At 61.9% G+C, this 11,910-nt stretch carries 8 protein-coding genes; 4 read left to right on the forward strand and 4 right to left on the reverse strand.

The window, feature by feature from the left end:
• From VF629_RS04725 to VF629_RS04735, 3 genes are all read left to right on the forward strand, one after another.
• Positions 1–2,580, forward strand: a 2,580-nt coding sequence (locus tag VF629_RS04725) for an alpha-2-macroglobulin family protein (RefSeq protein WP_331057302.1), incomplete at its 5' end; no start/stop codon positions are given.
• 202 nt (positions 2,581–2,782) lie between these two features.
• On the forward strand, positions 2,783–2,968 hold the full coding sequence (locus VF629_RS04730) for a hypothetical protein (RefSeq protein WP_331057303.1): 186 nt from the start codon (positions 2,783–2,785) through the stop codon (positions 2,966–2,968).
• Between the two features lie 153 nt (positions 2,969–3,121).
• Complete coding sequence (locus VF629_RS04735) at positions 3,122–3,469, forward strand: hypothetical protein (RefSeq protein ID WP_331057304.1); 348 nt, start codon at positions 3,122–3,124, stop codon at positions 3,467–3,469.
• Here the strand turns inward: VF629_RS04735 and VF629_RS04740 are convergent.
• Positions 3,409–6,141, reverse strand: a complete 2,733-nt coding sequence (locus VF629_RS04740; RefSeq protein ID WP_331057305.1) for a S8/S53 family peptidase — start codon at positions 6,139–6,141, stop codon at positions 3,409–3,411. The genes VF629_RS04735 and VF629_RS04740 overlap by 61 nt on opposite strands.
• A gap of 482 nt (positions 6,142–6,623) precedes the next feature.
• Here VF629_RS04740 and pbpC point away from each other — a divergent pair, with 482 nt between their 5' ends.
• Entirely contained in the window at positions 6,624–9,014 is a 2,391-nt protein-coding gene (gene pbpC / locus VF629_RS04745) for a penicillin-binding protein 1C (protein ID WP_331057306.1), read from the forward strand.
• A 159-nt stretch (positions 9,015–9,173) separates the two neighbouring features.
• Here pbpC and VF629_RS04750 read toward each other — a convergent pair whose 3' ends face one another.
• The 3 genes from VF629_RS04750 to dgoD form a co-directional block, all read right to left on the reverse strand.
• Complete coding sequence (locus tag VF629_RS04750) at positions 9,174–10,052, reverse strand: SMP-30/gluconolactonase/LRE family protein (protein WP_331057307.1); 879 nt, start codon at positions 10,050–10,052, stop codon at positions 9,174–9,176.
• A 24-nt stretch (positions 10,053–10,076) separates the two neighbouring features.
• On the reverse strand, positions 10,077–11,060 hold the full coding sequence (locus tag VF629_RS04755) for a 2-dehydro-3-deoxygalactonokinase (protein WP_331057308.1): 984 nt from the start codon (positions 11,058–11,060) through the stop codon (positions 10,077–10,079).
• 171 nt (positions 11,061–11,231) lie between these two features.
• Positions 11,232–11,910: galactonate dehydratase (gene dgoD / locus VF629_RS04760; RefSeq protein ID WP_331057309.1), on the reverse strand; the 679-nt coding region annotated here is incomplete at its 5' end.

An 11,910-nucleotide genomic window follows, 5' to 3' on the forward strand; every position in this document is an offset into this window, starting at 1 on the left:
ACCGACGGCAAAGCGGCCGAGGTAAAAATCCCCCTCAAGGACGAGCACGTGCCTAACGTGTACGTAACGGCCACGGCCGTGCGCGCCCTCAACGGCACCGACCGCCTGCCCCTCACCGTGGCCCGTGGCTTCCTGCCGCTAACCGTGGAAAAAGCCGATTCGCGCCTGGCCCTGGCCATTGCCGCGCCGGCTGCCAGCCGCTCGCAGATGTGGCAAACCGTGGAAGTGAGCACCGCGCCCCGCGCCCAAGTCACCCTGGCCATCGTGGATGAGGGCATTCTGCAGCTCAAAAACTACCAGACGCCCGACCCGCACGGCTACTTCTACCAGAAGCGCGCCCTGGAAGTGTCGGCTTTCGACATGTACCCCTTCCTGCTGCCCGAGCTGGGTACCAGCAGCAGCGGGGGCGACGCCGCCGACCTGCGCCGCCGCACCAACCCCGTGCCCAATCGCCGCGTGAAACTGGTGGCCAAATGGAGCGGCGTCCTCACCGCCGACGGCGACGGCAAAGTGCGCTACAAAGTGCGCGTGCCGCAGTTTTCGGGCGCCCTGCGCATCATGGCCGTGGCGTATAAGGATGATGCTTTCGGCAACGCCGAGCACACGATGAAGGTGGCCGACCCGGTAGTGATTTCGACGGCGCTGCCGCGGTTTATGAGCCCAGGCGACACAATTGATGTGCCGGTGACGCTGACGAATACGACGAGTAAATCTATAGATGCAGGGGTAACATTAGATACGAGGTCGAATGCATTTGTAGAATCCTTTTCAAAGCGAGGAGACAATGATTCTGACCTTGCAGATGTGAGTGCAGACTATGTTCGTAATGTACGAGGCCATCAAATTAGACTGAAGCCTAATGCTGAGCAGCGGGTCATGTTCCATTTGATAGCTAAGTCCATTGGTAATGCTGTAATTAACGTGGATGTACGGTCTGAAACACTTCGAAACAAGAGTGGTATTCCAGAAATTTTCCGGGAGAATATCGAACTTCCCGTTCGCCCCGCTTCCTCGCTCGAAAAGCGCACCGGCAGCGGCGTTTTAGCTGGCGGTGCCTCTCTCCCACTCAACCTGAAAACCGACTTCCTGCCCGCCTCGCTCACCAGCCGGCTGGTCATCAGCCGCTCGCCGCTCACGGAGTTCAGCAAGGACTTGCGCTACCTGCTGCAATACCCCTACGGCTGCCTGGAGCAAACCGTGTCGGCCGCTTTCCCGCAGATTTACTACGCCGACCTGGCCGCCACCTTGCAGCAGAAAACCGGCGCCGCCAAAAACCAGCGATACAACCCCAACTACCACGTGCAGGAGGCCATCCGCAAGATTGAGAGCATGCAGCTCTACAACGGCAGCCTCAGCTACTGGCCCGGAGGCGACTACGAAAACTGGTGGGCCACGGCCTACGCCACTCACTTCCTGCAGGAAGCCCAGCGGGCTGGCTTCGCCGTGAACAAGTCTGTCCTCGACAAAACCCTGCGCTACCTGCAGTTCCGCCTCAAAAAGCGCGAAACCGAGCCCTATCAGTACTTCGACATCAACAACATCGCGCGGGAGCGCACCATCGCCAGCAAGGAAATTGCCTACTCGCTCTACGTGCTGGCCCTGGCCGGCCGCCAGGATGCCGTGGCCCTGAACTACTACAAAGCCAACCGCCAATTCCTGGCCGAAGACTCCAAGTACCTGCTGGCCTGCACCCAGGCCCTGCTCGGCAACCAACGCCAGTTCCGCGCCCTGCTGCCCACCAAGTTTGGCGGCGAAAAAGCGGCCAAGCGTGCCCTGGACGGTTCGTTCTACTCCCCCATCCGCGACGAAGCCCTGGTGCTCAACGCCCTCATCGAAACCGACCCCAACAACCCGCAGGTGCTGGCCCTGGCCCGGCAGCTCAGCCGCCAGCTGCGCACCGCCGGCTGGCTCAACACCCAGGAGCGCGCCTTTGCCCTGCTGGCCCTGGGCAAAATGGCCAAGCGCGACGCCCGCAGCACCGCCACTGCCACTGTTTCGGCCAACGGCAAAGCCTTGGGCAGCTTCACCGGCAAAGACCTCATCATTAACAACGTGGCCAACCGCGCCCTCAGCCTGCGCGCCACCGGCAGCGGCAACCTCTACTACTTCTGGGAAACCGAGGGTGTTTCGCCCAGCGGCCGGGTGCTGGAGGAAGACAGCTACCTGAAAGTGCGCCGCCAGTTCCTGAACCGCGCCGGCCAGCCCCTGGGCACGCCCACCTTCACCCAAAACGATTTGGTGGTGGTCAAAATCACCATCGAAGCCGGCGACGCGGCCGGCACCATCAAGAACGTGGCCATCACCGACCTGCTTCCCGCCGGCCTGGAAATCGAAAACGCCCGCCTCGGCGCCGTCCGCGAGCTAGACTGGGCCAAAGACGCCGCCACGCCCGACTACCTCGACGTGCGCGACGACCGAATTAACTTCTTCACCACCGCCACCAACGAACCCAAGTCGTTCTACTACTTGGCCCGCGCCGTTTCGAAAGGCACCTTCAAGCTGGGCCCAGTGAATGCCGACGCGATGTACAACGCCGAATACCACAGCTATAACGGAGCGGGCACCGTGCGCGTGAAATAAATAATAGAACGATGGCGCGGGGTTATGCCCCGTGCCATTTATTAGCGGGCCTCTGGCCCGCGGCACCAGCCCAACGAAATCATAAACAACTCGCCGCATGCAGGCCGGAAGCCTGCGAATAGTCGGCACGGGGCAAAGCCCCGCGCCATCGGGGCGCGTGAGGTAGGCTCGTTCATTTCTTTTTTACACTTTCATTATCCATATGTTTTTCTACCGACGCCTTCTGGTTATCCTCCTAGTCATGTTTTTCGGCATGGTGCTGTGGATGGCTTATTTCTTTTATTTCCGCACCGATGGCCGGGGCAACGTGGTACGGGAAGCCGATAGTCCGGCCGCCGAAGCCCGGGGCCAGCAATTGCTCAGCCGGGCCGACAACCTTACGAACTAGCGCCAATACGATGCAGCCAAAACCCTGCTCGATTCCCTGCGCGACGCCGACGCCAATCCGGCCATGTTCATCAGCACCGATGCCCTGGAGCAGCGCCGGGACACCCTGCGCCGCCGTCAATACCGGGAGCGGCGGGCACAACCGTAAGTTGAGATGAAAAAGCGGCAATGGGTACGGGGCGTACTCGGCGTGGTCTGCGGGCTCCTGCTGGTCTTTGCCCTCGACCGGTTGTTTCCCTTGCCACCAGCGCCGCGCTACTCCCCCATCGTGCTGGCGGCCGACGGCAGTCTCGTCGTCCGCGCCGCTAGCAAATTGTTCGCGCTGAACCTTTTCACCGCCGTTCAACGACGAGACTCCAACTATTGCGTCTCTACATGCATCATGAAAAAGGCCGGCTCCATTGGATTGGAGACGGCCTTTTCAATTACTGAGGCAGATACTTATTGCACGACCAAGCGCTTCGTCGTTACCGTCTCGCCGGTTTTTACCTTGAAGAGGTAAGTACCGCGGGCCAGCTTGGCGGCGTCGAACTTCACTTGGTGCAAGCCAGCGGCTTCGGTGCCTACTACCAGCGTCTGCACTTTGGCGCCCAGCGTGTTGAACACCTCCACGCTCACGGGGCCTTCCTGAGCCAGCGCGTAGCTGATGGTGGTGCTGCCGGTGAAAGGGTTCGGATAAGCCGATACCTGCTGCACGGCCAGCGCGGGGGCCGCGGTGCCGGCGCTGCTGCGCGCCTGGGCAGCGGGCTGCGTCTGGGCATTGTACTGCTGGAAGGTGCGCGTCACAATCACCGCAAAATCGGCGCGGGTTACGGCTTGTGAGGGCTTGAAGGTGGCCTTGATGGTGGGCTGCAAGTCGTAGGGACCCTGCGAGATGGTGTAGTAGGCATTGATGAGGTTGAGCTCCAGGGCAATGCTCACGTAGCCTTCCAGGCCTGCGGGAATCTTGTTGGCGTCGTCCAGGGCCACGGTCTGGCCGCTCACCGTTACGGTGACGGGCTTGCCGTTGCGGGCCAGGGCCTGCTGCTGGAAGCCGAGGCTCTGCACCAGCGAATAGGCCAGCGAAGCCCGGCTCACGGCAGTACTGGGCGAGAACTTGCCGCTGGCGGTGGGCAGCATCACGCCGTTGTTCACGTTGAACCGGTCGCGCAGGGCCGCGCCGCGGGCAGCCACCGACTCGGTCAGCAGGATGTCGCTCACCGAAGAAACGTCGCTGAAGGTGCGGGCGCCGGTGACGGGCAGAAACTGCTTGATGCCCTGGCCCATGAGCAGGTAGTCGGCCAGTTGCAGGCGGGTGAGGTTGGCGTTGGGCGCAAAGCCGGTGGCCAAGCCATCGACGAGGCGGTTGGTCACGGCCATTTTGATGGACGCTTCGGCGGGGTGGCCCACGATGTCGGCCAGGTTGGTGGTGCCGCTGGGCGTGAGCAGGGTGATGCTGCCGGTTACGGTTTCGGGGGCGGCCACGCCACGCAGGCCTTCCACGGCTACTGTCCAGGTGCCGGGAGCGGGTGAAGCCACGCCCACGCTGCGGTCGGTGGTGAGGGTGAAGGTGGCGGGCGTGCCCGAGGTGTAGCGCACGCCGGCCGGGTCAATCAACACCAGGTTGGTGGGATTGCCGGTTTCGCCCAGTACGCCGCGCGACGAGATTTTCACCTCGATGCTGTTGGTGCCGGCGCTCACGGGGAACGTCAGTTGGTTGGTGGCCGCGGTGGCCGGGTTGAAGTTGATGGTGAAGGGCGTGCTGCTGCTCTGCGAGTTCACGCTGCTTTTGAAAGTGCGCGCGGCGTTCACCGTCGAGCCGTAGTTCGACGTGCGGAAAGCGTAGTCCACGGCGGCGTAGGCGTTCACGTAGCCCGCGCCTACTTCCCACGACTGCCGGCCGGGCATGTTGGTGGCGGTTTTCATCAGCAGGTCTTTCACCTGGGCCGGGTTCAGGGTCGGCTTGGCTTCCAGCAACAGGGCAATGATGCCGGCCACGTGCGGCGTGGCCATCGACGTGCCGCTGCTGTGCGTGTAGAAGGGAACTTCGCCGGGCTGGAGCAACTCCACGTCCTGCTGCGCGCCCAGCGACGAAACCGGGGCCACGGCACGGGTCGACACTACGTCGACGCCGGGGGCCACAATCGCGGGCTCGTTCTTGAACGTCCAAGTTTGGCCGTCCACCGAGAAAGTGCCTTGCTCGCCGCGTACGCCGCGGGAGGAGAAGTCGGCCAGCAAGCCGTTGCGGTCGCCGGCGCCCACCGAAATGGTCCAGGGCGCAATGGCGTAGGGGTTGTGCGTGTCGGCGCCGGGGCCTTCGTTGCCGGCGGCAAAGACCACCACCATGCCGCGGTCGTAGCACTTTTTGGTGGCGATGTTGATGGGCATGTCGGGATTGAAGTCGCCGCTGGTGCCGAACGAGTTGCTAATCACCCGAATGTTGTACTGGAACTGGTGCGTGAGGGCGTAGTCGAAGCCGCCGATGGCGTCGAGCACGAGCAGGGCCGCGCCCGAGCCGTAGCCCAGCAGCGAGGCGCCGGGCGCCACGCCTTCGTACTTGCCGCCCGAGCGGGCGCCGCTGCCGCCCACCGTGCCGGCGCAGTGCGTGCCGTGGCCGGAGTTGGTGTCGGTGTTCGGCACGCCCTCAAGGTAGGTGATGGGCAGCATGGCGTTCAGCGCGTTGAGGTTGGTCGAGCCCAAGGTGTTCTGCACCAGATGCGGGCCAAACTTGAGGTCCTCGTGGGTGCCGTCCACGCCGCTGTCGTTGATGAGCACGCCCACGCCCTTGCCCGAAACCGGCAGGCCGCCGTTGCGGGCGGTGAGTTGGGCATCGGCCCGCAGGCGCTTCACGCCCGTCAGGTTGGTGTCGTCGAAATTGTAATAGTCGAGCCGCTTGTTCAGGTAAATGGAGCGCACGGCGGGGTTGGCGGCCAGCGCGTTCACCTGCGAAGCCGTGGCCAACACGCCAGCCACCGGCAGGGCCTGCATGGTCACGCCTTTCAGAATGCCCAGGCTGCGCAGCAACGTGGTTTGCGAAAGCGTGGGGGCACCGTTGCCGTTGAAGGTGACAACAACCTGCGCCAATGGGTTGGTGGCCAGAGCCGTTCGTACCTCGGGGTCTACCGTGGCTTGCCCATACGACGCACCGACCGTGAGGCCCGCGAGGGCCAGGGTGAGGAAAAATTTGTTCTTCATGTAGTGGTGTGAAATAGGAATGGGGGTTGGTGAAAGTGTAAACCAGCAAGATGCGCGAGTCCGGGTAGAGCGGGCCCCTTGCATCGAAAGCACCATCCGCAAGCGAATGACACCTCCTGCGGGCCACGGAATATTTACGCAGGCTTTTGCAGCACAGGATTTAGTGGTTTATAATTTTTATAAAAAAACGTTCTTAAATCGATTATTTAAAGGCTTTTTTGACGTAACATTTAAATTTTTCGCTCGTAACGGTGCCCAAAATTTAAATTACTGTATTGGCAGAAATTAATTCAGAAAAGGTCGACTAGTTGAGTAATGCCAGATAAAAAGCTGCACTGATGAAGTTTTGTGCGGTGCTTTCTGACCTTCTCGATTGGGGAATACACTTGCCATTTTACCAGTAGCAGAGCGGTTGTCCGGAACCCGGCCGGAATGGCAAGCCACTGTTCCTCATCAAGCCCCGTCACCCGATATATTTGACTATGAAACGGCGGAAAGGCACTTGGCTAGGCGTGGCATTACTGCTGGGCTTACTTGTAATGGGAGTGCTCGATTGGGTGTTTCCGCTGCCGCCCGCGCCGCGCTACTCCCCCATTGTGCTGGCAGCCGACGGCAGCGTGCTCCACGCCTACCTCAACCCCACGCAGAAGTGGCGCATGAAAACCGAGCTGGCGGAAATTACGCCAGCTTTGCAGGCGGCACTTATCAACAAGGAGGACCGGTATTTCCGGTATCATTTCGGCGTCAACCCGGTAGCCATTGTGCAGGCTGCGGGGCGGAATATATTTGGCAAGGGCCGCACCACCGGGGCCAGCACCATCACCATGCAAGTGGCGCGGCTGCTAGAGCCCAAGGAGCGCACCTTCGGCAACAAGCTGAAGGAAATGCTGCGCGCCGTGCAGCTAGAGGCCCACTACAGCAAGGCCGAAATCCTGCAGTTGTACCTGAACCTGGTGCCCTACGGCGGCAACATTGAAGGAGTAAAATCGGCGGCGCTGCTGTACTTCCAGCAGCCGCCCGACTACCTCTCACTGGCCCAAACCGTGACGCTGGCCATCATCCCCAACCAGCCGCGGGCGCTGGTGCTGGGCAAAAACAACGCCCTCATTGTAGCCGAGCGCAACCGCTGGCTGCGGCAGTTCCAGGCGCAGCACCTCTTCCCCGACCAGGACATTGAAGACGCCCTAGCCGAGCCGCTGGACGTGCAGCGCCACGCGGCGCCCACCCTGGCCCCGCACCTGGCGCGCCGCCTGGTGACGCAGTTTGCCGGCCAGCCCATCATTCGCTCCACACTGCAACGCGGCCCCCAAGCGAAGGCCGAAGACCTCACCAAGAATTACGTGCGCCGCCTGCACGAGTTGCGCATCACCCAGGCTGCCGTGCTGGTGGTGAACAACCGCACCCGCGCCGTGGAAGCCTACGTGGGCTCCGCCGATTTTGCGGACGCGGCCAGCGCTGGGCAAGTGGACGGGGTGCGGGCCATTCGCTCGCCCGGCAGCACGCTGAAGCCATTCCTATACGCGCTGGCGCTGGACCGCGGCCTCGTCACGCCCAAGCTGAAACTGCCCGACGTGCCCAGCAACTTCAGCGGCTTTCAACCCGAAAATTTCGACAAGAATTTCAGCGGAGAAGTGACGGTGGAGCGCGCCCTCACCTATTCGCTCAACATCCCAGCCGTGCGCGTGCTGAGCGAAATGGGCGTGCCCACCTTCACCGACAAGCTGCGCGACGCGGGCTTCCGGAGCGTCGCCAAAACCGCCCCCCGGCTGGGCCTGAGCACGGTGCTGGGCGGTTGCGGCGCTACGCTTGAGGAACTGACGGCACTGTACGCGGCGCTGGCCGACAAGGGGCAGTACCGCGCGGTGCGGTTGACCTCACCCCCCGGCCCCCTCTCCCGCGGAGAGGGGGAGCCTGATGATTCAACTCCACGCATAGCTGGCTCCCCCTCTCCGCGGGAGAGGGGGCCGGGGGGTGAGGTTACCCGTCTGGTCTCCCCCGCCGCCGCCTTCCTCATCACCGACATCCTGGCCCAGCGCACCCGCCCCGATTTGCCGCTGGGGTACCAGGGAAGCGCCCGCCTGCCCAAAATTGCCTGGAAAACCGGCACCAGCTACGGCCGCCGCGATGCTTGGAGCATCGGCTACAACAAGGAGTACACCGTGGGCGTGTGGGTGGGCAATTTCAGCGGCGAAGGCAGCCCGGCGCTGACCGGTACCGACATTGCCACGCCCCTGCTCTTCGACATCTTCAACGCTCTGGCTTACAACTCGCCGAACCACTGGGCCACCCCACCCGCCAGCTTGGACTTCCGGTTGGTGTGCGCCGAAACCGGCCTCGTGCCCGGCGAGCACTGCCCCAATCAGCTAATCGACTACTACCTGCCCGGCATTTCCTCAGCCCGGCACTGCGAGCACCAGAAGGAGGCTCTCGTATCGGCCGATGGCGCCGTTTCCTACTGCCGCGCCTGCGTGCCCGAAGCCGGATTTCGCCGCCAGCTTTTCCTCAACCCGGTGCCCGAAGTCTTGGCGTTTCGCGAAGCCCAAGGCCTGCCCGCCACCCGCCTACCGGCCCACAACACCGCCTGCCGCCTCGTGCGCGGCACCGACGAAACCGGAGCGGCGCTGGCCATCACCTCGCCCCTAGCCAACGCCGAATACCTACTCAACCGCGCCGAAAAACAGCAAATGCTGCTCAGCTGCGCGGCGGGCAGCGAGGTGCGCCAAGTCTTCTGGTATGTGAACGACCGGTTTCTGCGCGCGGCAGCAGCTACGGAACGGGTATTTTTCCGCCCGCCCACGGGTGCCGTGAAAATCTCCTGCGCCGACGACCACGGTCGCAACGTGGACATTCAACTGCAAGTGGCGGAACTGTAATAGTGTGGTGTAACCGTGTTGCTCACACACGCCAAGACCACACCAACCCGTCATGCAGAGCGCAGCGAAGCATCTCTCGTGTAGTAATAATCCAATCTAGTAACTGATTAGTGGTGGCGGGCGAGATGCTTCGCTGCGCTCTGCATGACGGCCTAGATGTTAATGACCTGTACCAAAGAAGCACGCCCGCACCCCGCGCACGCCCGGCTCGGCGGCAAACAGGTTGCCGCTTAGGGGAAACTCCTCCAGTTGCTTCGGCGTCAGGCCCTGGCGGGCGGTGGTGATGTAGAGCGTTTTTAAGTCGGGCCCACCGAAGGCGCAGGAGGAGGTATTTGGCGCGGGCACGTTGATTTCCTGGAGCAGCGCACCGGTGGCCGGGTCATAGCGGTGCACGGCGCCAGCGCCGAATAGGGCCACCCACAGTTTGTCCTCTGCGTCAATGGTCATGCCGTCGGGCTCGCCGTCGATGTCTTCGGGAATGGTAATAACGTCCCGCGGATTAGCAATGGCGCCGGTGGCGTCGTCGTAGTCGAAGGCCTGCACCGCGCGGGTGGGCGTGTCGACGTAGTACATCGTGCGGCGGTCTTTCGACCAGGCCAAGCCGTTGGAATTGGTGATGCGTCGGCGCATGACGTGGATGCGACCGTCGGGGTCGTAGCGGTAGAGCGCGCCGCTGTGCTGGCGGGGCTGCAGGTCGTAGGTGCCCACCCAGAGCCGGCCAGCGGGGTCGCACTTGCCGTCGTTGAAGCGCAGGTTCTGGTCGGTGATGGGGTCGGCCAGGCGGGTGAGTTCGCCGGTGCCGGTATCGAGGCGATGCAGGCCCGTTTGCAACGCCACCAGCACGTGGCCGTCGTGCATCGGCACCACGGTGCTCACGCGTTTGCCGGTGGGCAGGCGCCGGTCGTTGCCGGTGGCCGGATTGAAGATGTGCAAGGCCCTGCCCTCGATGTCAACCCAATACAATTGGCTGGTTTCCGGGTTCCACAGGGCTCCTTCGCCCAGGGCGGCTTGCGCGTGAAGAACGGAGTGAGCCCGCATGTTGAAGTTGGGATTGTGCGTTTTCTACTTAGGTTGCTGGTGGTTTAAAACGGAAAGGTGGCCGTTGAGGGTCACTTCTTCGGCAGTTTTTGTCTCGATGTGGCAGCGCTCAGCTAAGCCCAATATGCGCAAAGCAGCACCGTAGTGGGCTACCAGCACGTCCTCGCCGGCCAGAGTGATGCGCGTGGGCGGGCTGGCTACCAGGCCGTGGCATTCGCTACCGATGAGCAAACCGCTCAGGTAGAAATAATTTTCCGCCTTGCTGGCTTTCTTGAACAGTTCGTTGGTGCGCACCAGAAAAATATTATGCAGCACATTCGCCTTTTGACTGTGGCGCACGCCTTGCTCAAACCAGTGCAGGTTGCGGCCTTCTTCCAGCTTTTGACCTTCTTCCACCGAAGCAACCAAAATGCTCTCCTTGGATAGTAAGGAGAAAAGCTCCCCAGTCATGTACGTTTTCAGCGCCACGGCTTGGCCATCTCGCACCAGCACGTGCTTGGCGTGTGTGCCCGGATGCAGAAAAAGCTGCTCCTGCGTCGTGGTTTCAAACCGGCAGCCCACCAGCTGTACTTCCTCGCCGCGCATCACGTCATCGTCGCTTCTCACGCCCGATACCAATAGCACGGGGTGCTGGAAATTCTCCTCAGTTGGCGCAATGGTTTTAACGGCCAAATCGGAACCATCCGTCGCAAACGGTAGCGGCTTGTACGGCAATTCCATCATGCCGATGGTGGACGAAGCCATGCCCGAAATCACCACCGACACATCGTCTAGCGAGGTTTTCACGGCCTCTTCCAGCGTCTTCAGGTGCTTTTGTAGCACGGCCAGGTAAAACTCCGCGCGCTGTTCCGGCGGCTGGTTGGCCTCCTTCCACAGTTCCGCAATTGCCGCGTTGCCTTCCTTGGACTTGGCTTCGGCCAGCACCTTGAGGCCCGCGCGCTCCACCAGCCGCAGCCGGAAAGAAGAGGTGCCCCAATCGCAGCTGAGGAAAGTGGTTTTTGGGTCCATGGTGAGTTATGCTACTTCAAGAGATGAAAGAACATCAATCGATTGTCATCCTGAGCGCAGCGAAGGACCTTATCACATATGAGCGACCCGTAGCAATCCCGAATGGCGCGACATGATAAGGTCCTTCGCTGCGCTCAGGATGACAGTTGCTCACCAACTTGGAGTCGCCCACTACCACTCCGCCACGCTCCCATCTGCGTTGCGCCAAATGGGGTTGCGCCAGTTGTGGCCGATGGCGGCGCGGCTTAACAGAAATTCCTCATTTATCTCAATGCCCAAGCCGGGACCCTCGGGAATTTTACAGAAGCCGTTTTCGTAGTCAAACACCGTGGAATCGACCAGGTAGTCGAGCAGGTCGTTTTCCTTGTTGTAATGGATGCCCAGGCTCTGTTCTTGGATGAAAGCGTTGTGGCAGGTGGCGTCTACTTGCAGGCAGGCAGCCAGCGCAATGGGGCCCAGCGGGCAGTGCGGCGCGGCCGCCACGTCAAACGCCTCGGCCATGCTGATAATTTTCTTGCACTCGGTGATGCCGCCGGCGTGCGAGAGGTCGGGCTGGATGATGTCGACGTAGCCGTCGGCCAGGATCTTCTTGAAGTCCCATCGCGAGAAGAGGCGTTCTCCGAGAGCGATCGGGGTCGAGCAGTGATTGGAGATCTCCTTCACCGCCTCCTCATGCTCGGACAACACCGGCTCCTCGATGAACATCAGGCGGTAGGGTTCCAGCTCCTTCGCGATGACCTTGGCCATCGGCCGATGCACCCGTCCATGGAAGTCGACGCCGATGCCGTAGTGCGGGCCCATCGCCTCGCGGATCGCCTGCACGCGCTCGAGCAGCGCGTCGACCTTCGCG

It is taken from the genome of Hymenobacter sp., from assembly GCF_036388155.1.
Taxonomy (GTDB): domain Bacteria; phylum Bacteroidota; class Bacteroidia; order Cytophagales; family Hymenobacteraceae; genus Hymenobacter.

Excerpts from the sequence above, each read along its gene's own strand:
- VF629_RS04730 (WP_331057303.1), top strand. The coding sequence starts at position 2,783 with ATGTTTTTCTACCGACGCCTTCTGGTTATCCTCCTAGTCATGTTTTTC.
- VF629_RS04735 (WP_331057304.1), top strand. The coding sequence starts at position 3,122 with ATGAAAAAGCGGCAATGGGTACGGGGCGTACTCGGCGTGGTCTGCGGG.
- VF629_RS04740 (WP_331057305.1), bottom strand. The coding sequence starts at position 6,141 with ATGAAGAACAAATTTTTCCTCACCCTGGCCCTCGCGGGCCTCACGGTC.
- pbpC (WP_331057306.1), top strand. The coding sequence starts at position 6,624 with ATGAAACGGCGGAAAGGCACTTGGCTAGGCGTGGCATTACTGCTGGGC.
- VF629_RS04750 (WP_331057307.1), bottom strand. The coding sequence starts at position 10,052 with ATGCGGGCTCACTCCGTTCTTCACGCGCAAGCCGCCCTGGGCGAAGGA.
- VF629_RS04755 (WP_331057308.1), bottom strand. The coding sequence starts at position 11,060 with ATGGACCCAAAAACCACTTTCCTCAGCTGCGATTGGGGCACCTCTTCT.